Source organism: Bacillus sp. JJ1764 (assembly GCF_036962145.1).
In the GTDB taxonomy this organism is placed as follows: domain Bacteria; phylum Bacillota; class Bacilli; order Bacillales; family Cytobacillaceae; genus Neobacillus.
Map to the genome: position 1 here is coordinate 7,585 of NZ_JBALNY010000110.1, position 22,236 is coordinate 29,820.

Here is a 22,236-nt window from a genome sequence, read left to right on the forward strand (position 1 = left end):
GTGTCTATTATTAGACATAGGGACGTTTTTTTATATTACAAAAAGGAGTGAGTAAACATGAATATTATTGACGAATTAGAATGGCGTGGCGCAATTAATCAACAAACTGATCCTGAAGGTATACGCAAGCTGGTAGAAGAGAAATCGATAAAGCTCTACTGTGGCATAGATCCAACTGGAGATAGCATGCATATTGGACATTTAATACCTTTCATTATGATGAAACGATTCCAATTATGCGGCCATCATCCTGTTATTTTAATTGGAGGGGCTACAGGAACAATTGGAGATCCAAGTGGACGTAAAACAGAACGTCAATTACAAACATTAGAAATGGTACAACATAATGTTGATAAGTTAACAAAACAATTGAAAAAATTATTGGATTCCGACGGTAGTGATAATCCAGTGCAATTCGTAAATAACTATGATTGGACTCATAAAATCAATATCATTGATTTTTTACGTGATTACGGTAAACATTTTAGTATTAATAATATGTTAGCCAAGGATGTTGTTTCCAGCCGTTTAGATGGAGGTATATCTTTTACAGAGTTTTCATACCAAATACTTCAATCATTAGATTTCCATCATCTTTTCAAAGAAGAGGATGTACAGCTCCAAATAGGCGGAAGCGATCAATGGGGAAATATTACAGCTGGAATTGATTTCATCCACAAAAAAGAAGGTTGGGATGCAAAAGCATTCGGTTCAACCATCCCATTACTATTGAAAGCAGATGGTACAAAATTTGGTAAAACAGCTGGCGGAGCCGTTTGGCTGGATGCGGAAAAAACAACTCCATTTGAATTCTACCAATTTTGGTTGAATACGGATGATAAGGACGTTATTAAGCTTTTAAAACTATTTACGTTCTTGACTAAAGAGGAAATTGATGGACTAGAAATAAAGGTAAAAACGGAACCACATAAACGCTGGGCGCAAAAAGTGCTGGCATTCGAAGTCACAAAATTTGTTCATGGAATGGATTTATTAGACCAAGTTATCAAAATTTCAGATGCCTTATTCAGCGGAGATATTAAATCATTGACAGCAGATGAAATTGAGATCGGTTTTAAGAACATGCCTACATTCCGTGCATCAAAAGAACCAAAAAATATTATCGATTGGCTTGTAGATATAGGCCTTGAGCCATCCAAACGTCAAGCCCGCGAAGATATTAGTAACGGTGCTATTTCGATAAATGGCGATCGGATGAATGATACCAATGCAATTATATCAATTAATAATGCTATTGGAGGAAAATTTATTATCGTTCGCAAAGGTAAAAAGTACAACAGTTTAGTAAAATTAGTTGATTAAAACAAACTTTAACCCGGGATTTCAACCTAATAAAAAGGCACCAGAAATTTCTGGTGCCCAATTTAAATCTGTTATAAACGATTATGATGCCTTTTCCATTAAGTCATAGTTGTCTTTCTTCTTTAACTTCATAAAACCAAGAATAATATTAATAAGAAAAGCAACAATACAAGAGATAGTAAATGGTAAGTAATTTATCGTAGATACACCCAAGGTCCCTTTTATAAATACACCACTAACTCCCCAAGGAATAAGTGGATTGATTGCTGCACCTGCATTTGCCAAAACACTGGAAAGCTCCTTTGGCTGCACATGAATAGCATCGTATTGAGATTTAAAGGCCCTGCCTGGTAAAATCATCGATAAATATTGTTCACCTACCATAATATTTACACCGATGCAGCTTAAAGTTGTTGTTAGGATTAATTTCCCTTTTGTATCAACTACAGTACTTATACTTGTTATGAGTGTGTCAATTACTTTTAATTCAACTAGCAATCCACCTAAGGATAAAGCTAAGAAAATAAGGGAAACAGACCACATCATACTTTGAATTCCGCCACGGGTTAATAAGGTGTCAACACCTTTCACACCAGTCTTTGAAACGTAACCATCCTGAATTAAATTTCCCAGATCAATAAAGCTATAATGCGGATGATACAAGTAAATAATTCCAATTGAAACAGCGATACTAACAAGTAAAGTGGGAATAGCTGGTATTTTTTTCCATGAAAATATAAACATAACCAATACAGGTAATAATGTGATTAAAGAAATATGAAAAGTTGAAGAGAGTGTATTTACTAATTGACTAATACTACTTCCTGTTGCTCCATTACTTGAATGTCCAAAAAACATGAAGAAGACTAAAGAAATTATAATAGTAGGGATAGCTGTCTTCATCAAATTTGCAATGTGTTCAAACATATCAACCTCGGCAATGGCAGAGGCCAGACTGGTAGTATCTGCTAATGGTGAGATATTATGTCCTAGATAAGCACCTGAAACAATAGCTCCTACAGTTATTGCGGGATCAAATCCCATAAATTGCCCCATACCTGAAAGAGCAATTCCTACTGTTGAAACTGTTGTAAATGAACTTACAACGACACCTACGATCAGACTAATAATAAATACGGAAGGCAAGAATAGTTGCGCAGATAAGATTTTAAATCCATATATCATAATTGTTGGTATTGTCCCACTGGCAATCCAAACACTTACTAAGGCACCTATTAACATAAAGATAAAAATTGGGATTAATCCTGGTTTAATTCCATTTTCTATTCCTTTATGAATGATATCCCAAGAAGCACCTTTGATTTTTCCAAATATTATTACTACACCTATTATGATTAAAATTGGAATTTGCGGGGGCATTCCTAAGCCAATAATACAAATCCCAAATATCGCTAATAAGACACTCAATAGAAAAACACTTTCTATCAACGTTGTATCATTTCTCATTTTAATTACCTTCTCTACTTTTAAATAATTAATTGGACACATCCTTATTGATAATTATGGGGAGATTTTATTCGGATGTGTCCTATTATGTTCTACTAAGACTTTAATTCAAAGAAAGGTAACAATATTTCTTTTTAGATAAAAACCAATTCTTTTTCTTCTTGGTTGATTTCTTTAAATAATTTTTTGTAAATTTCTTCTTCTTGCTTGTCACTGTAAATTGCTTCTAATTTTTCTTGAATTGCTTGTTCAATCTTTTGTGCATATTCATCAAATACTTTTTTATCACGAGCATATGGAGATAAAGCACAAGCCCTTAGAATCGTTACTTTTTGAGCTACATCCCACTCTGCTCTACTAAATCCAAGACTTTGAACAAATGGTAATGGACTGTGGCCATAGTCAGGAACAGCAAAGTCAGTATGAGAAGTAAGGAATTTGTTGTTATATAATCCGCCTTTAGAGAAGGAAGCATAATCATAGAATTGTTTATTAAATTCATTCATTTCTACTAAGTTTGTGTTTCCTTTTTCATTGAATACATAGTCAACCATATTGAAGTCAGGTTTTGTTAAGGTGTGACAAACAACTGTCTTATCCCCGATCATAAACTCTTTGTTGTTCATGAAGTTATAGAATCTATATGCCCCTTCAATGCTTGCACCAATCAATTTTCCATAACCAGAAATATTTAATGGTAATACTCTGTGAGCTGTCCAAACAGCTGCTGCAGTTGCACCTGCTTTAGAACCTTCAAGCATATATGCTCCAAGTAATGCAGGAATATCTGCACCTTTTTCAAAAACATATGTTGCAAAGTAAGAGATAACGTCACGCATTCTAATATCCTTAATCGCAATACCACCAGCTGAATAAGGAATATATCCCATCTTATGGGGGTCAATAGTAATGGAATCTGCTTCGCTCATAGCTTTAAAAGAATTATAAATGTCTTCTGTCAACCATTCATTCTTTTCAGTGAAAACTTCATATTTATCGAAATACTCATCGATCTTGTCATAATCAATAAAGTTATAATCTTCGTCAAGGAAAATAGAACGTGCATAGCTACCATAAGCTGAGTCTACGTGAACATAGAAGTGAATACCTTCTTTTGCAAACTTGTCGCGAAGTTCTATGATTTTATCAATTCGGTCTACTTGACCTTCTTCAGTAGTACCTACTACACCTACTACACCAAGAATTGGAATACGCTTTTCAGCAAATTCACGGATTTTTGCTTCTAATTTATCAATATCCATACGATAATTTTTATCAATATCGATTTCTTCTACATTTTCATGGCCGATACCAACGATATCAGCAGCTTTAACCCAAGAATAGTGTTTGGTTTGTGGAATAATCCATTTACCAAGTTTCTCAATATGTTTGCCGCTTCTAGCAGAGTGAGCTTTAATATCCTCAATTTTTTCAGGAATTTGACCCATAAGGTCTAAGATTTCTTTAACAGACATATTTAATAATTCCCATTCACTCTTACCTGCAACTAATTCAGGTGCAACTTCTTTGAATGCAAATGGAATAGATTTAATGTTACGGGCATACCAAAGTCCTTCAGTGTTAGCAACTGTTCCATCGGCACAAATATGTCCCCAGCTTTGTCCTTGTTTATAACCCATAAGTTTTGTAAAGTCTAAACCTACTTCTTCTTCCATTTGAGAAGTACCTGGAGAAGATTCATATGCTACGTTGTTTCCATTCCATAACATTGCATAGGTATATGCCATGATCGAAGGAAGTAATGTTTCAGAATTCATATGACCCCAGTATCGTAAAGAATGCCAAGGCACTGAATTAGCACGCAATTTCGCAGATAACTCACTGAATACATTACGAGTTCTATCAAGTGTTCCTTGGAAGCTTTCGGATCTTCTATCTTGTGGTGTGATGATTGGCATATCCTGAGGTTGATAGTTTTGGCGCCAACCAACATGGTCATCAATCATTTTTAATAATGTTTCCTTGAAAAAATCGACATTTTCACCATGGCCGCCTAAGAATAGTGCTTTTAAATTTATATTGTTCATATTTACCTCTCCTTACTGCATTAATTAAATTATTCACATTTTGAAAATATTGCTCTGAATTATAGTAAGATCCCGTAAAGATTAGATTTTATTAAAACTACATAGCCTTCTCATAATTTTCTTCCTCAGCCGAACCTGTTCCACTTAATTGTAATTCAATCTCAGTCTTCCATGATTCCTTGCGTCTAGCGTATACCACTAGCGGAGCAATAATAAGAACTCCGGCAATTATCAACTGACTAATTGCACCGACCACTGAACCTGTAAGTAATGATGCTACCGTTGCACCAACAGTTGTAGCAACAAATATTAGGACGGCCAACCAAATTAATCCGTTTCCTTTACCGCCAATTCTAAATGGGCGGTTCTGGGCTGGAGATGTTCTACGCAAATGCAAAATTCCAACGCCCATAATTATATAAACTGCGTTATACATAATGGCCGTCGCACTTGTCAATAGAAGAAAGGCCGTGTTAGCAGCTGGAACCAACAAATACAGTAATGCAAAAAGAGAAATAAATGCAGCTTGAGTAATCAGAACGTTAACTGATACACCCATTTTATTTTTCTTCCAGAAACCAAATTTTGGCGGATACAAACCTCGACGTGCTGATTCTGTGATGGTTTTTGATGGACCAGTCGCCCAAGCTGAAAGCTGAAAGATGACACCAATAAACACCATAATGCCAAAAATATTTGTCAAAATACTTGGTAAACCAAGAATTTTTACACACTCTCCAAATCCTTGTGCAATATTATTCAGTTGAACATTACCAGTGATAACATTCGCCAAAAGCAAACCATTTACTACATTAAATAGAGCCATAAAAAGTAACGCAATAAAAGTACCTTTTAGATAAGTTTTTACTGGGTTCTTCAATCGAGTCATATACACAGATGCCATTTCAATTCCAGTAAAAATAAACATAATAGGAATTAAATTTGGCAAGGTTGAATATGTCTGGGAATTTGGAAATAATAGCATCGGACTAAAGTGACCTAGTTGACCAGTATGTTGAATACCAACCTTAAATAAAGCACCAACACCTAGGATAAACATTGCCACAACTGGAATATATAGTCCAAGCCACATTCCAATTCTTCCACCAATTTTAGCCATATCAAATCTAAGATTCAAAAGGGTAACAATCCAATAAATTACTAAAATACTCGATAATGTAAATATATTATTTGATGCTAATCCGGGTACACCTATCGAAACAGCAAACATCGGACCTAAAACAGATCCAACCATAACCATGCCGGGGAACATTTGCACCCACAATAACCACGAAGTAACAAATCCCCATTTTTTTCCCAATGCGCTTGTAACCCACAATTCAGGGCCGCCATCTTCGGGAAACATACCAGCATATTCTCCAGAAATGAAAGTTAGTGGTAGAGCATACAAAACAATGGCGATACCCATATAAATAAACATGGTCCACCCAGCTGCAGCAACATTGGTAATATTACGAATACTTGCCACAAGGGCGCAAGTCATCCCGATAAATGTGCCAAGTTGTATCTGGCTTAATTTATTTGAAGCATTCATGTGAAATCCACCTCTTAATATCTAGTAATATCTATCCATATCAACATTAATTGAAAATTTTACATAATTTCTTTGAAATCTCATCTTTATTTTTTTTGAAAAATTCTTCAGAGGTTTCCTTCGTATTCATATATGGTGTCAATACTGCCGTACAAAGCACTGTCACTTTTCCTACAGTATTCCATTCATCCTCTGAAAAGGAAAATCACTCCTCCTATAATTCCATGGTGTGTTCTTATTCACTCTGTAAATATCATAATGTTACCTTTGAAAATAATTTGTAAGAGTTTTTAAAGTGTTAATTCACCTGCCTTATTAATTGAAAATGCTTAGATAGTATATATAAATGCATGGATTAGTACAAAATATTAAACTTGGTTTTGTATTTCAAACAGATTACTACCATATTCTATTACTATCTTTAATCAGTATAAAATATTAAACCTAGTTTTGTATTTCAAACTAATCACAATCAAATACTATCACAAATTCAATACAAAACAAGATTGGTTTATTAAATAAATATGATTGTTAACAAAGTAGTAAAAAAAATGTAATTAAATGTTCATGAGTTTTATAATTGTGAACATTCGAGGGAATCAGTAAATTTATGAAGCTTTCTCTTTTCTCGTCGAATCGTTAGAAAACATACAATCATAAGATTTTGAAACAGTATAAAGAGGAATTCATTCCTTTGTTTTTTCGGTCTAGCTTTTCACTTTGATTTGCCAAACCAACAAGCAGAATAAGAATGTTAAGACTCAAATTGTAATTATGCTAATGTTTTAATTAGTGAAAGAATTACCATGTTATATTTCGCTGAATTTATATATATCAATAAAAAACATGTTACGAAACATTCGTAATCCATACCCTATAGCCATTTCATTCAATTTTTGCTCACAATTAGAGCACCTGTTATGCCTTGACAGAAGTCCCTTTTGTTGTTTATTGGAATTACGTATGTAGATACTAACTGAATTAAAACAATTCCCTTGGATTCCGTAAGATATAGGTAAATATTGTTAAAAACACGAGGGGGCTTTTTGAATGGAAACAGGAACAGATCGTGTTGAACGTGGAATGGCAGAAATGCAAAAAGGCGGCGTTATTATGGACGTTGTCAATGCGGAGCAAGCTAAAATTGCGGAGGAAGCCGGGCTGTGGCTGTTATGGCATTAGAGCGCGTTCCATCTGATATCCGTGCTGCCGGCTAAAGCTGGCTGTATGACCTAAAGAAATTTGCAAGCCCCTCTGTCAGAACAACAATCCATTTCCCAAAATTTGCACTCAATTGCGTTTTATATACGATAAATAGCTTTTTTATTTCCGCTTTTTCTTAAAATACGGGAATGCAAGTGTGATAAATACATACGGTATTATCCATCTAAATAAGTATGTTAAAGAATGCGGCTATTGTAGCTCGAATCTACAGAATGCGTTGGGATATTGAGGTCTTATTTAAGACAACCAAATCTTTATTGCGTCTACAAAAGGAATTCCAAGGTATGTCATATAACTTTTTTAATAGCAATACAACCATTGTGTTTTCTAGATACTTTGTTCTGTCATGGCGAACCGCTGCAACACAGATCAACTCACCTATTGGAAATTTGCTCGAATGGTTATAGCTATTTAACTTGTTTCCTTAAAAATATCGGGATATCTTAAACGTATATACTAGGTGACTATTTTATAGTACTAACATCTAATACAATAATTACAAACTTCCGGTTTACTATCATTTGTGGTACGGTTCACCGTGTTAGAACAAAGTGAGGTTTTTTATGACAAATTCCCCCATATGGCTACCTCGAATAATTCTTTAACTATATTTTCTTTACTTAACTCCTTTACTAAAATAAGCTAAACTTAGTTTAAAAAATAGAATAAAGGGGATCTATTATGAAAAAAGCTGTCCACGTCGTTGGTGCTATTATCGAAAATAAAAAATATGAAATCTTTTGTGCGTTAAGAAGCCCAAAAATGTCCTTGGCAAATTATTGGGAATTCCCAGGTGGTAAAATTGAAGATGGAGAAACACCTGAACAAGCGTTAGAACGTGAAATTCAAGAGGAATTTTCCTGCTCGATTAAAGTAGGTCCAAAAGTAGAAGATACAGTGTATGAATATGAAAACGTAATTGTACGACTTGAAACCTTCAAAGCAGAACTAATAAATGGACAACCTAAAGCATTAGAACATGCTGCTACGAAATGGGTTACACGGGACGAAATTACAAAACTGAATTTCGCCCCTGCAGATATCCCTGCGGTGAAGAAGATTGCGAAGGAAGAAATATGAGAATCCGAAGGAAATGATGTGAATTAAAATGGAGCAGCAGCAACTTATTCGAAAAATCGAAAACTCCCTATACAAAGGGTTTATCGATCAAAACAAACCAGTCTCTACTCAATTTAAACCCAAACTTTTAACAAACAAACATCATGAAACTGTCCTATCTACATTACTTCAAGAATTAAAAACATGTAAAACATTTATCTTTTCTGTCGCCTTTATTACTGAAGGTGGTTTAGCAACCTTAAAAACAATGCTTTACGACCTAAATCAAAAAGGGATAAATGGGCGCATTTTAACTTCAACATTTCTAAATTTTAATCAGCCGAAAATGTTTAAGGAGCTTCTAAAACTTGATAATGTTGAAGTCCGCGTAACTAGTGAAAAGGGGTTTCATTCAAAAGGATATATTTTTGAACATCAAGACTACTACTCATTGATTGTCGGAAGCTCTAATTTAACAGACAGTGCATTAAAAGCAAACTATGAATGGAATGTATTTTTAACTTCATTAGAAAATGGAGAAATTATTAACCATTTTAAAAATCAATTTGAAGATGCTTGGGATGAAGCAATTCCTTTAAAGGAAGAATGGATTGCTAATTACAAACAACTTTTTGATCTACAACCTTTTGTTAAGCATACTTCTTCGAATGCGCTTGAAATAAATGCTGAATATTTAACAAATGCTCTTGCTGATAGCTTAGCAATTCAACCAAATAAAATGCAGAAGACTGCGCTCGAACAATTGAAGGCACTTCGTGCAACTGGCGCTAAAAAAGGATTAATTATCTCTGCAACAGGTACAGGTAAAACGTATTTATCTGCTTTTGATGTTCGAAACTTTGCTCCTGGCAAAATGCTATTTATTGTTCACCGTGAACAAATCTTAAAGAAAGCGATGCAAGATTATCGAAGAATTCTCGGTGGGCATGAAGATGATTTCGGCATTCTTTCCGGTACCTCAAAAGATATTCATGCTAAATACTTATTTGCAACGATCCAAACAATTTCAAGAGATGGCTACCTTCAGCAATTTGCGAAGGATCAGTTTGATTATGTGTTGATAGATGAAGTACATAAAGCAGGTGCTGAAACTTATTTGAAAATTATTAATTACTTTAATCCGCAGTTTTTACTTGGTATGACCGCAACACCTGAACGAACTGACAGATTCAACATTTATGAGTTGTTTGATTACAATATCGCGTATGAAATCCGCCTACAAGCAGCCCTTGAAGAAGAAATGCTCTGCCCATTCCATTATTTTGGTGTTTTAGACTATGAAAAAGATGGAGAAACCATTGATGATGCAACAGAACTTCGGAAATTAGTATCCTCTGAACGTGTAAAACACATTATTGAGAAGATTAATTACTATGGATATTCAGGTGATTGTTGTCGGGGATTAATGTTTTGTAGTTCAAAGGAGGAAGCTCATGAACTTTCAACTGCTTTAAACCATAAAGGTTTAAAAACGATTGGATTAACTGGTGACAACTCACAAGAAGAACGCGAAGAAGCAATTCGCAAATTGTATAATGGAGAACTCGAATACATTTTAACGGTTGATATTTTTAACGAAGGAATTGATATTCCATTCTTAAATCAAATCGTAATGCTCCGCCAAACCCAATCGAGCATTATCTTTATACAACAGCTTGGTCGCGGTCTGCGTAAACACGATTCTAAAGAATATGTGGCAATTATTGATTTTATCGGAAACTATAAAAATAACTATCTAATTCCAATTGCCCTTTCTGGTGACCAAACCATGAACAAAGATAACGTCCGCCGAAAAACTGTAAATACAGACTATATACAAGGCGTGTCCACGATAAACTTTGAGGAAATTGCCAAAAAGAAGATTTTTGATGCTATTAACAATACTAATTTATCGACATTAAAAACATTACGGGATGCTTATTCAGAAATGAAAAATCGTTTAGGTCGAATTCCTACCCTCTTTGACTTTATTGAGCAAGACTCAATCGACCCTGAAGTAATCGTAGGCTATTCAGATACATACTATAATTTTAAATTGAAAATGAAAGAGTCAATTCCTTCTCTCACTGAATATGAACAATCTGTTTTAGAAATGTTTTCAAAAGAGTTTTTGAGTGGAAAGCGCATACACGAAATTCTTTTAATTGAAACGCTACTTACCTATGAATCAATTTCTAGAAAATCATTCATTCAAAAGTTAAAAGAATTCGGTACCTATGTAGACGATGCAACAATTCAATCCGTTGAAAACATGTTCTCACTAGGATTCCATGTTCAAAATGATGTGAAAAAATATAAATCTAGGCCAATTATCGAAGTCGTTGATGAACACTATCAATTTAATGTGGAAATTCAAGAGAGTTTGAGAGATTCAAATTTTAAAAGTTATATTGAGGATATTGTAAAATGCGCTTATTTAAAAAATGAAAAATATGATAAAACAAAAGCATTGACGTTATTTGAGAAATATTCCCGTAGAGATGCTTGTCGATTATTAAACTGGCCGCATGATGATGCATCAACCATTTATGGGTACCGAGCAAAACATAACACTTGTCCAATCTTTGTTACGTACCATAAAAAGGATGAAGTTGAAACAAGTCAAGCTTATGGAGATGAATTTTTATCACCCGAGCTATTCAGATGGTTCACTCGTAATCGTTTAACACTGGGTTCCATTGAAGTAAAGAACATCACATCCTATAAAGAGTCAGGAATGAAAATTCATCTATTTACGAAAAAAGATGACGGCGAAGGCACAGATTTTTATTACCTGGGCCAAGTGGACATTGCCGAAGATAGTATAAGAAATGAAACCATGCCTGATGGAAAAGGAAATCATCTTTCAGTCGTTACAATGAATTTAGTACTAGAACAGCCTGTGCAGTATGATATTTATCATTATTTAGTAGAAGAATAATAGTTAACTATAAACTGGAAGGCATAAATTGTTAAGTAATTATAATAATGGAGTGAGCCAATTGCTCACTCCATTATATTTAAACATTTTATATTATCCTGTCTAATAATATTTATTTGGTAAAACCTAATCCTCATTTACTTATGATACGGTTCATTCTTATTAATCCGAAAAGCCCGATAAACCTGCTCTACCAAAATCAATCTCATCAGCTGATGAGGAAAGGTCATTCGCGAAAAAGAAAGCTGTTCATTTGACCGCTTCAGTACTTCCTCACTCAGCCCCAAAGATCCGCCGATCACAAAGGCTACTTTACTTTTTCCATATGTAGCAAGTTTATCTAGGGTATCGGCCAATTCCTCGGAGGATTGCATTTTTCCTTGGATCGCCAGTGCAATGACATGAGCATCCGAACTAATCTTAGATAGAATCCGCTCGCCCTCTTTTTGCTTTACCTGCAGCATTTCCGCTTCACTAAGTTCTTCCGGTGCCTTCTCATCCGCGACCTCAATCATCTCCACCTTTGCATATGCCGTTAATCTTTTTAAATACTCATCAATGCCTTGCTTTAAATACTTTTCTTTTAATTTACCAACCGTAATTATTGAGATATTCACAATCCACAGCCCTTTAAAATTTGATTACAAACAGCTTACGAACAAGATATCCACAGAAGTTATCCACATATTCACATTTTTTGTCCACATTTTGTATGGAATCATTTGTTCGCCACAACATATACTGCGTTATTTCGACAATATTCACAGCTTGTTGATAAGTTATCCACATCTACTTTTTCCAATACGGGGAATGTTTCATGTTCATGTACAATGACATCTAAAGCAAGTTCCACGTGTTCTTCACAGCAATAAATCAAGTTTCTTCACCTTCTACTATCATTTTTATACTAGTTTTGACTATTATTTTACCAGTCATTCTTCGCAAACTCTATCCATCATACCATTAAAAAAACAGGATAGTAACTGGATACCTTCCTGTTTTGCCTTTTACTATTGAACTTTATCCCCCAGTAAGAGTCAAACTGGTCTCTTTCAGCTTGCCATCTCGATAAAATTTAATCTTCATTTTATCCCCAATTTTCTTTTCTTGGTATAAGTGCTTTCTTAGATCTATTACATCATTGATTTTCTGTCCGTCCATTTCCACAATGACATCTAGTTCCTTTAATCCTGCCAAGGCAGCAGGTGAACCTGTTACTACTTGGCGAATGGCTACGCCTTTTGTAACATTACTTGGGAGCTTTAATGCTTCCTGCTGATAATATTGCGGAATTTCTTCAACTGATTTTAAATCTACTCCCATATATGGACGCTTAACCGTACCGTACTTCTCAAGGTCATTAATAATAGGTTTTGCAGAATTAATCGGAATCGAAAGACCTATTCCCTCAACTGCCTCTTGAGCAATTTTCATGGAATTAATGCCGATTACTTGTCCAGCCAAATTGATTAAGGCTCCGCCGCTATTGCCAGGATTAATGGCTGCATCCGTTTGTAGCACTTCTGATTGCCAATCAACCACTCCATCTTGGTCAATATCAACAGGAATGGTCCGTTTCAGACCGGAAATGATTCCTTGGGTGACCGATCCTGAGAAAGTAGGTCCAAGCGGGTTGCCAATTGCAATAACGGGTTCGCCCGTTTTTAAGCTGTCAGAATCACCAAATTCCGCTACTTTTTTAATCTTGCTGGCATCCACCTCAAGAACGGCTAAATCTGTCCAGACATCACTACCAAGAAGGGTCGCCGGGATCTTGGTTCCATCTGAAAGACTAACCTCCAGTCTAGTAGCTCCCTCTACGACGTGGTGATTGGTTACAACGAAGGCGTGATTGCCTGAAGTTTTATAAATAACACCTGATCCTGTTCCTGCTTCTTCTTCTCCAGAACCCTGGTTGTTATCGGACCAAAAGCTGGATCGTGCAGCTTGAATGTTCGTAATGCCAACAACCGCATCTGCCACATTATTGATGGCTGTAGTTGTATCGGTTTTTACGTTATACGAAACTTGTTTTTGAACAACATTTTGTTTACTAGTATCTGTATTGTTATTTACCTCCGGTGCAGCACTTTGATTAGGTTCTGTTTTATAGGGAAGTACACCGCTGTTGGATAAGGACGGGATCGCAATGACCATAAGGATAGCTCCAATAATGCCCCCAACTAAGCCACCCATTATGACTCCGCCTCTATTGCCCTTTTGATCTCGATAGCGATTCGGTGAATGATCGTCATAGTAACCCAATTTACACCAATCCTCTCTTTTAAAACCATTGCTACGTTTTATTTTGGCTTATATTTTCAATTATACTCTATTTACAAATAATTAAAAAAATAAGTGAGACTGTTCTATAAATGTTCCAACTTTGTTCATATTTTTTTCATAAAAAAGTGAGGCACTCTAGTAAAAGAGCGCCTCACTTTTTTATACGGCTGTTAGGATCGTTGGTATTTTAGGATCTGTATCACAAAGATCAAATTGCTCTCCAACCATTATCCCTCGGCTTTGAAGGGTTTGTGATACGGCCATACGCGCCAAGTCTTTCATATTATTATCAAGACTCAAGTGCGCAAGATAGATTCGTTTCGTATTATCTCCAACGACATCACTCATGGCTAATGCCGCATCTTCATTAGAAACATGGCCGACATCGCTTAAAATTCTTCGTTTGATGTTCCAAGGGTATCTTCCCATCCTCAGCATTTGGACATCATGATTGGATTCAAACACGTATACATCCGCGTTTGAAATAATTCCTTTCATTCGATCGCTCACATAACCTGTATCTGTAATCAAGACCAGCTTTTTTCCCGCATGATGGAAGACATAAAACATTGGCTCAGCTGCGTCATGAGAAACGCCAAAGGATTCAATCTCCACCGATCCGAAGCTCTTCACCGTTTCCGTATTAAAAACGAATTTTTGCTCAGTGGGAACGGCACCCACTAAGTTTTCCATCGCATGCCATGTTTTTTCATTTGCAAACACGGGCAATTTGTATTTACGGGCAAGAATTCCTACCCCTTTAATATGATCGCTGTGCTCGTGGGTGACAAAAATGCCTGACAGCTTACTGATATCACGGTCAATTTGTTGAAAAAGCAGTTCCATTTGCTTTCCGCTAAACCCGGCATCGACTAAAAAGGAGTGTTCGTCTGATTCTACATAAAGAGCATTCCCTGTACTCCCACTTGCCAGGATACTATATCGTAATGACATTCTATTCACTCCACACTTATTTTTTCATCACTGTTAAATTGGATAATTTGGCCCTCAAAGGCATTAACAAAAAGGTCATCCTTATCGTTCACCACAAAGTGCCAGGTTGGTGCCAGCACTTTAGATGCTGATAACTTAATCAATGTCGAATAGCCAAGCTCCACCTTGGTTATTTTGCTTTTTGGTTTAAGTTCACCCTTTTGGTACAAGGTTTCAATAGCCTTCAATGGAGGAAGGATTTCTTCTTTGGATGCCAATTTTTGAACTTCATCTAAATAGGTTTGTTGATAGGAAACAATTTGATGATCAGCATTTAATGTAAAAGTAATCATCCCGCTAATATTTTTAAATAAAGGGAAATTTTCATAATGCTGATAATACGTGATCGTGTTCTTTTTATCACTTTTCTCCCAATACTGATAATGATCGCCATAAGGCACATTGCCCTTTAGAAAATTAGTCAGCTCCGCCGGCTCAAATTTTTCACTAATCTGATAGGGCTTTTCTAACGTAACGAGCAGGGTTGTCCCATCATCCTTAGTAATGACTTCTCCCTTTACCTTGGCTAAGTCTGACTTAGAAAAGACCTTTGCTTTTGCACTTAAGTATTGTGCCTTAATCTGTGTTTTAGGAAGGTCTATATATTGAATTTCATCATTTTTCAATTTTTCCTCAAAGGAGGTTTCTGTTATCACTTCATACTTATTGGCATCACGGATTTTCATGAATTGAAACAGCAAATACACATCTAAAATTAAAAACGTAAGGATAAAAATGGTTTTTATCTTACTCCAATCCATGCTTTAATCCCCCCAGATCTTCCATCGTAATCTGTCCCCATGTTTTATCATAGCGATAGAACCAGGCCGGTTCTAAGAGGATTACTTTGCTTTCTTGCGAATCCACTTCCATTCGATAACCTAACACTAAATCTTCCAGCAACTCAGGCTTAAAGTTCTTCTTATTTTGCAAGAATTTCAAGGCATCATGGCCAGAGGGGCGTGACACTTTTTGCATTTCAGCGGTAAGTCGCAGCTCTAGTTCTATGTTGGGACGGACGTAACTGCTAATCTCATTTCTTCCCCAAACCTCTGCTATTTCAGAAAGACCGTTAGGATTAAAGACCGGATAGCCGTCATTGGTATATAGACGGAATATCACGTTACTATGGTAATCGTTCTTAGACACATAACGAAATGGATCCGTCCAACCTCCGTGCTCATTGACAAAATCAATACTCCTCTTTACAAGGCCATAGGAACTGTCTATATAATCATCATCTGCCGTCGGGTTGACATAAGAGAGCATATTCGTATTGTAGTTAATCGTCATTTTACTAGAGTCATTATTATATTCTTCACCTTGAGGCAGAAGACTTTTTTGGACAAAGCTTGGGTCACTGAAAAGAGCCTCTTTAAATTCCTCAGAATTAAGAGTTTTTGGCAAATATTTATAGGTCATCATTTCTGTTTCTTCCTCAGGCAGGAAAATCGTTCGATTACTGGATGCATTATAAGCAAAATACTTCGGAAGCCGAGTTGCATTTTTGAAAAAATCACGATTTAAAGCACTAATATTTGCTGCCGATATATGACTCATATACACCTGCTGATTTTCTGTGGAAATAAAATAAACAATCCCACTTTCGTTTCCGGAAAGGGCAACATTAATAATAATCCGATTAAAGTTAAAGGCAGGTATCTTCTTTTGTTCAATCTTTAAGACACTCCGATATAATTCAATAGGAACCTCTCCGGGAAACATAATCTCAACATTTCCTGCTTCATGTGAAATATCATTAAGCTTACCGACTTTATCAGTGTGATTTTTCACATCCATAAAGGACCACTTGCTCATTTCTCTCACAAGCTTGTCCAGTTCATCGGTATTATTCGTACCATAGTGCTCGTCCTTAACATGATAAAGTACACGATCAGGACGGATTATTTTTTGCACTTCCTGCTTTTCACTTAACGTAACTTCAGCCACATTCGGACTGCTATCCAGTTCTTCATAATTGGGCTGATAGGTCCAAAGGTTCCATGTCAAAAAGATGCTGATGAGCACCAAAATGGTTAAAATAATCGATTTGCTATTTTCATATTTCATGACCATTCATCCTCTTCAGTAGGCTCATATGGCAAAGCAAAAGAAATGGTCGTGCCTTTTCCCTCTTCGCTAGTTGCCCAAATGTTCCCTCCATGGGCATGAATAATTTCCTTGGCAATCGCCAGACCTAAACCTGTTCCACCCATTTTTCTCGCCCGTGCTTTATCAACTCGATAAAAACGGTCAAATATTTTTCCCACGCTCTCTTTTGGAATTCCCACTCCTTGGTCCGAAACACTGACAAATATAACTCTTTCTTTTATTTCAATTGAAAATGTAACAGTTCCGCCCTCAGGTGAATATTTCAAGGCATTAGAAATAATATTGTAGAGAACTTGAGTCATTTTATCCTCATCGATTTCAACAAAAATCACATCATCCGGTAACACCCGTTTAAACGTTACATTTTGTTCTTTTGCGACCTCAAAGCGGTCAATAATTCGATGATAGAAATCAACAAAATTAACCCATTCCACCTTCATTCGATAATCGGTACTATCCATTTTTGAGAGTGTCAATAAGTCGTTAACGAGACGGATCATTCGCTCGGTTTCTGTTCTCGTGACATCTAAAAAGTTCGGAGCGATTTCTTCATCCTTCCAGGCTCCATCGACTAGTGCCTCAAGATAACTGCGCATCGTTGTCAATGGAGTTCTCAATTCATGGGAAACATTTGCGACAAATTCTCTCCGTTCTGCATCAACCTTTTCCTGTTCGGTAATATCATGAAGGACACAAATAAGGCCATTGACAAAGCCAGTTTCTTTTTGGATGACAGAAAAATTAGCGCGAAGAATGTATTTTTCCTTCTTCGTACTATAATCCAAAATTAATGAATCAGACTCTTCCAAAAGGTCTTCAAATGTATTGGTATCATCTAAATCAAGCAGCGAAACAATCGGTTGGGACAGGACTGTTTCACGTGAAACATTCAACATTTCGGCTGCAGGCTCATTGATCAAAATGACTCGGCCTCTTCGGTCCGTTGCAATTACGCCGTCAGTCATATAGGAAAGAACAGAGGAGAGCTTTCTGCGTTCTCCTTCGGTCATCGCTTGAGCTTCCTGCAGCTTTTTCGTTAAATTGTTAAACGCAACAGCAAGCGTTCCGATTTCGTCATTCCCATAGACTTTAACCTTACGCGAGAAGTTTCCCTTTGCCATAGCCATTGCCTGTTTCTTCATGTCGGCAATCGGTCTTGTAATCGTTTGAGCCAGTAAAATTCCCAATAAAGCAGTAATCGAGAGCGCAATAGCCGTCCCCGTTGCAAATATTCGATTGATCGTTTTCATTTGTTCAAAAACACTTTCAACCTTTGCGACAAGATAAATGGCACCAATCACTTTTTTGCCGGACTTTATTGGGGTGGAGAGGACCCAGGTTCGATGACCGGTTTTATCAATCAGAATCGCACTTTGGTCTTCTTCCAACACCATAGATTGTTTGATTCTCAATTCTGTTGTCCGTTGTCCAACCATTGCCTGATTTCCAGGCAATGAAGTGCCTAAAATTTTAAGGGAACGATTTTCAATTACCCTTACTTCAGAAATATCCCCGGCATCAAAATCTCTGAGGATTTTTTTTATATCCTCCTCAAGTGAAGGGTCCTCGGGTGCTCTTTGCTTCTCCATTTCCTCCCGAACATTGTAAGCTAACAAGTTCACACGTTCTTTTAACGAAGTTTGAAAATTGGTCCTTAACGTTTCTTCCAACTGTCTGACAAAATAAACACCGATAATTTGCATCGCAACAAGAAGAAGCAGGACATATATAATGACAAATTTAACGTGTATGGAGCGAAAGAAACCAACTTTTTTCATTTTAAAAAATTACTCCTGTTCAGGATTTCGCAAATAATATCCTACCCCGCGACGTGTTACAATCCATGCGGGATGGCTTGGACTATCCTCAATTTTCTCTCGAAGCCGTCTGACAGTTACATCCACTGTTCGAACATCTCCGTAATAATCGTAGCCCCACACTGTTTGCAATAAATGTTCTCTGGTCATCACCTGACCGATATGCTTGGCCAAATAATATAACAATTCAAATTCGCGGTGTGTCAACTCAATGGTTTCACCACGCTTGGAAACGATATAAGCATCTGGATGAATAACAAGCGAACCAATTTCAACTTCATTGGTATCATTCTCTTCATCCGGTTGTGTAGTGATTTGCTGGTGGCGGCGCAAATTTGCCTTTACTCTAGCAATTAATTCTCTTGTACTGAATGGCTTCGTTACGTAATCATCAGCGCCTAACTCAAGTCCAAGGACCTTATCAATTTCTGAATCCTTTGCGGTCAACATAATAATCGGCATTTCATATTTTTTTCTAACTTCCCGGCACACTTCCATACCATCTTTTAAAGGAAGCATAATATCTAATAAAATTAAATCAGGCTGAATCTCTTCTACCAAACGCAATGCTTCGTTCCCATCATAGGCACAATAAACATCGTAGCCTTCTTTTTTTAGATTAAACTGTAAGATATCAGCAATTGGTTTTTCATCATCAACAACAAGAATTTTCTTTTCCATACCATTGCTCCTTTTTCAAAAAATTTAATTCAGAAGCCGCTAGAGGTCATACCTATTCTATTTTACTTTACCACTGTTCACGTCGAAATTCACCTATTTCAAGTATTTGTCATCTAGAAAAGGCAAAAAAGCCCCTAGTCGTAAAAACTAGGGACTTTTATTTTATCGTAAATAGGAAAGTGGGTTTTCCAGGCTACCGTTCTTATATACTTCAAAGTGTAAGTGGACGCCTGTAGCATCCCCGGTTGCTCCCATAATTCCAATCTGTGAACCCTTTGAAACCGTCTGTCCAACGTGGACATTTAAAGAGGACATATGACCATATAAGGTACGAAATCCATTTCCATGATCAATGATCACCTTATTACCATACCCATCACTCGTAAATCCTGCAGAAACAACAACACCGTTATCAGCTGCTAGAATGGCTTTGTTGCTAGGGCGTGCAATATCAATTCCCTTATGCATTTTTCCCCAGCGATAGCCCATTTCACTAGAAACATAACCGCCAACTGTCGGCCAGGCAAAGTTCCCTTCCCCGCGAGACGGTATCTCTTTTGTACCTTTTATAATAATATTATTAACAGGCTGTTTTAAGATTTGTTCCGATGTTTGATCCTTCTTTATGGTCATCCCATTTTGTTCAGAAATTTTGTAAGTTGCCAAACGCTCCCCATTTTGTCCTTCCTGTTGGACTCTTGTTTCACCCTTAGGCATAGATGCATCTTCAACCACTTGTTGGGCGAACGGAAGACCTTCACGTTGGTTAACCTCTTTTTCTACAATTACATCAACATATGGAGTTAGAATGGTAATATTTAATTGTTGGCCAATGTGTAACAGGCTGTCTGCTGTTAAACCAGGATTTAGCGTTAAGATTTTATCTACGGTTAATCCATTTTGAGAAGCAATCGTTTCAAGCACATCGCCTTCCTTAACGGTATATGCCTTTTGTTCAAGTGTCCCTTTTTGTAAATAAGTGGCTGCTTCATCAAGTGAAAGAATTTTGTCTGGCGCTACATTATTTTCTTCAATCGAAACCTCTTTAGATAGATGAACATCTAACAAACGAGTTTGATTTTCTTGCAGCGGTGTTAAATCTGCAGCATCATCTGACTTTTTGGCTTCTAACTCATGTAATTGATCTTCCGTAACATATTGTAATTCTAACTTATGAATGACATCATCAGCTGTCTTTTTACTATCCACATATACGACCGGCTTGCCGTCAATAACAATAGCGGCTGCCTCAGCCTTTAACTCAAGTGTATTTTTAAGCGTTTCCAAAGTTTCTTGGTTATTAACGGCAGTTTGGAAAACTCGCTCAGGTACAAATTGTACCTGCGATCCAAAATTGAAATCCAACCCATTTAAGGATTTTTTCATTGAATTTACTTTTTCAGATACAACTTGATTGACTGCTTCTTTATCGGTAACATTTCCTATATATGTACCATTAAGATAAACATGATAGATGGTAGTCGTTTTGGACGAAGTTGCCAAAGCAACCGGTCCATTACTGAACGCAACAACAGATGCAGCTAATACAGTTGCAGCGGTTGTTTTCAGCATTAAAAACTTTTTTGACTTTGAAGCCTTATTTAAAAAAAACATTTATTCCTCCTAAACCACGGTATATCCCTCTTAAACTATTAAAATTACTATATTAGGATTATCCAGAATTTTAGTCCTTTTATAATTTATCATAGTTTTCTTCAAAATAAATACTAGTTGCTGTAATGTAACACAAATGTATAATTGCTGACATTTTCCTACATTCTTGTTACATTTGTTAGTTATAAAACCCTTAAAAAATTCAAAATAAATAGGGTAAAATCCTTATCATATCAAGGTTCACACTAGTACTAGAGTAATAGGAATCAACATTACAAAATAGGACAAGTTTAGCAGTGGTTTGTAAAAAAAAGGGGGTTTTATTACATCTGCGTTACGGGGGCGGATGCAAAAAAGAAGCCTGCATAATTTACGGGCTTCTTTTTTTAGATGGCTCAGGACGGAATCGAACCGCCGACACAAGGATTTTCAGTCCTTTGCTCTACCGACTGAGCTACTGAGCCATATCTTTGTTTTTTATGTATAGTGGCGGTCTGGACGGGACTCGAACCCGCGACCTCCTGCGTGACAGGCAGGCATTCTAACCAACTGAACTACCAGACCAAATAATTAATGACAGTCAGCAAGGAAGCCGTCCTTGCCGGCTACTTGCCGACCATCAAATGCCGATGACCCCTACGGGATTCGAACCCGTGTTACCGCCGTGAAAGGGCGGTGTCTTAACCGCTTGACCAAGGGGCCATTTTTATGAAAATGGTGAGCCATGAAGGACTCGAACCTTCGACCCTCTGATTAAAAGTCAGATGCTCTACCAACTGAGCTAATGGCTCGTACTATTTTTGCCGCCCTATCGTGGCGACGTTTTTTATAATATCATGGATCCTATGTTTATGGCAATAGTTTTTTAAAAAAATTTAATTTTAGAAGACGTTTAAGGTTTTTCAGATGTTATCTTAGGGGGAATTATGGCTCTGCAGTCTTCCTTCTCGCATTACTTTTTTTTAAAGTAATTTAATCTACTATGTTTTTTTAAACTGCTTTTTCAGGAACGTAGAGACCCTCTATATTCCTCCTTTTCACACTGTAACTGCTTTTTCGGGAACGTAGAGACCCTCTATATTCCTCTTTTCATACTGCAACTGCTTTTTCAGGAAC

General features: G+C 36.6%; 15 protein-coding genes, 4 tRNA genes and 3 pseudogenes. 5 read left to right on the plus strand and 17 right to left on the minus strand.

What is annotated here, in order from left to right:
• Nucleotides 1-57 precede the first annotated feature (57 nt).
• A complete protein-coding gene (gene tyrS, locus V7083_RS15480) occupies nt 58-1,323 on the plus strand; it encodes a tyrosine--tRNA ligase (RefSeq protein ID WP_335479394.1) in 1,266 nt (421 codons plus the stop codon).
• Between the two features lie 81 nt (nt 1,324-1,404).
• Here tyrS and V7083_RS15485 read toward each other — a convergent pair whose 3' ends face one another.
• From V7083_RS15485 to V7083_RS15500, 4 genes and pseudogenes are all read right to left on the minus strand, one after another.
• Nucleotides 1,405-2,790, minus strand: a complete 1,386-nt coding sequence (locus tag V7083_RS15485; RefSeq protein WP_335479396.1) for a Na+/H+ antiporter NhaC family protein — start codon at nt 2,788-2,790, stop codon at nt 1,405-1,407.
• 134 nt (nt 2,791-2,924) lie between these two features.
• A complete protein-coding gene (gene tdc, locus V7083_RS15490; protein ID WP_335479399.1) occupies nt 2,925-4,838 on the minus strand; it encodes a tyrosine decarboxylase in 1,914 nt (637 codons plus the stop codon).
• Between the two features lie 97 nt (nt 4,839-4,935).
• Nucleotides 4,936-6,393 (minus strand): amino acid permease, encoded by a 1,458-nt coding sequence (locus V7083_RS15495; protein ID WP_335479401.1) that lies wholly within the window; start codon nt 6,391-6,393, stop codon nt 4,936-4,938.
• A 46-nt stretch (nt 6,394-6,439) separates the two neighbouring features.
• Nucleotides 6,440-6,583: pseudogene (locus tag V7083_RS15500) on the minus strand (hypothetical protein); the annotation flags it as partial.
• Nucleotides 6,584-7,443: 860 nt separating this feature from the next.
• On the opposite strand from V7083_RS15500, the pseudogene V7083_RS15505 reads away from it, so the two are divergent.
• From V7083_RS15505 to V7083_RS15520, 4 genes and pseudogenes are all read left to right on the plus strand, one after another.
• Nucleotides 7,444-7,607 (plus strand): annotated as a pseudogene (locus tag V7083_RS15505) (pyridoxal 5'-phosphate synthase lyase subunit PdxS); the annotation flags it as partial.
• Between the two features lie 204 nt (nt 7,608-7,811).
• Nucleotides 7,812-7,996 (plus strand): annotated as a pseudogene (locus V7083_RS15510) (IS4 family transposase); the annotation flags it as partial.
• A gap of 302 nt (nt 7,997-8,298) precedes the next feature.
• Entirely contained in the window at nt 8,299-8,697 is a 399-nt protein-coding gene (locus V7083_RS15515) for a (deoxy)nucleoside triphosphate pyrophosphohydrolase (RefSeq protein ID WP_335479403.1), read from the plus strand.
• 28 nt (nt 8,698-8,725) lie between these two features.
• Nucleotides 8,726-11,617 carry a DEAD/DEAH box helicase gene (locus V7083_RS15520; protein WP_335479405.1) on the plus strand — a complete coding sequence of 964 codons (2,892 nt, stop codon included), beginning with the start codon at nt 8,726-8,728 and terminating at the stop codon, nt 11,615-11,617.
• Between the two features lie 137 nt (nt 11,618-11,754).
• On the opposite strand, the gene rlmH is transcribed toward V7083_RS15520, so the two are convergent.
• From rlmH to V7083_RS15585, 13 genes are all read right to left on the minus strand, one after another.
• A complete protein-coding gene (rlmH, locus tag V7083_RS15525; RefSeq protein ID WP_335479408.1) occupies nt 11,755-12,234 on the minus strand; it encodes a 23S rRNA (pseudouridine(1915)-N(3))-methyltransferase RlmH in 480 nt (159 codons plus the stop codon).
• A 101-nt stretch (nt 12,235-12,335) separates the two neighbouring features.
• Nucleotides 12,336-12,494, minus strand: a complete 159-nt coding sequence (locus V7083_RS15530; RefSeq protein ID WP_335479410.1) for a CxxH/CxxC protein — start codon at nt 12,492-12,494, stop codon at nt 12,336-12,338.
• 143 nt (nt 12,495-12,637) lie between these two features.
• Nucleotides 12,638-13,882, minus strand: a complete 1,245-nt coding sequence (locus tag V7083_RS15535) for a S1C family serine protease (protein WP_335479412.1) — start codon at nt 13,880-13,882, stop codon at nt 12,638-12,640.
• Between the two features lie 180 nt (nt 13,883-14,062).
• Nucleotides 14,063-14,857 carry an MBL fold metallo-hydrolase gene (locus V7083_RS15540; protein ID WP_335479415.1) on the minus strand — a complete coding sequence of 265 codons (795 nt, stop codon included), beginning with the start codon at nt 14,855-14,857 and terminating at the stop codon, nt 14,063-14,065.
• Nucleotides 14,858-14,862: 5 nt separating this feature from the next.
• Nucleotides 14,863-15,657 (minus strand): two-component system regulatory protein YycI, encoded by a 795-nt coding sequence (locus V7083_RS15545; protein ID WP_335479417.1) that lies wholly within the window; start codon nt 15,655-15,657, stop codon nt 14,863-14,865.
• Nucleotides 15,644-16,966 carry a YycH family regulatory protein gene (locus V7083_RS15550; RefSeq protein WP_335479419.1) on the minus strand — a complete coding sequence of 441 codons (1,323 nt, stop codon included), beginning with the start codon at nt 16,964-16,966 and terminating at the stop codon, nt 15,644-15,646. Before V7083_RS15550 ends, V7083_RS15545 begins: the two co-directional genes overlap by 14 nt.
• Complete coding sequence (walK, locus tag V7083_RS15555) at nt 16,963-18,786, minus strand: cell wall metabolism sensor histidine kinase WalK (RefSeq protein WP_335479421.1); 1,824 nt, start codon at nt 18,784-18,786, stop codon at nt 16,963-16,965. Before walK ends, V7083_RS15550 begins: the two co-directional genes overlap by 4 nt.
• A gap of 9 nt (nt 18,787-18,795) precedes the next feature.
• Complete coding sequence (gene yycF / locus V7083_RS15560; protein ID WP_335479423.1) at nt 18,796-19,506, minus strand: response regulator YycF; 711 nt, start codon at nt 19,504-19,506, stop codon at nt 18,796-18,798.
• A gap of 162 nt (nt 19,507-19,668) precedes the next feature.
• Complete coding sequence (locus V7083_RS15565) at nt 19,669-21,120, minus strand: M23 family metallopeptidase (RefSeq protein ID WP_335479425.1); 1,452 nt, start codon at nt 21,118-21,120, stop codon at nt 19,669-19,671.
• A gap of 391 nt (nt 21,121-21,511) precedes the next feature.
• A tRNA-Phe gene (locus tag V7083_RS15570) sits at nt 21,512-21,584 on the minus strand.
• Between the two features lie 23 nt (nt 21,585-21,607).
• Nucleotides 21,608-21,684: transfer RNA gene (locus V7083_RS15575), tRNA-Asp, on the minus strand.
• 66 nt (nt 21,685-21,750) lie between these two features.
• Nucleotides 21,751-21,822 (minus strand) — tRNA-Glu (locus V7083_RS15580).
• 13 nt (nt 21,823-21,835) lie between these two features.
• Nucleotides 21,836-21,911, minus strand: a tRNA-Lys gene (locus V7083_RS15585).
• Nucleotides 21,912-22,236 lie beyond the last annotated feature (325 nt).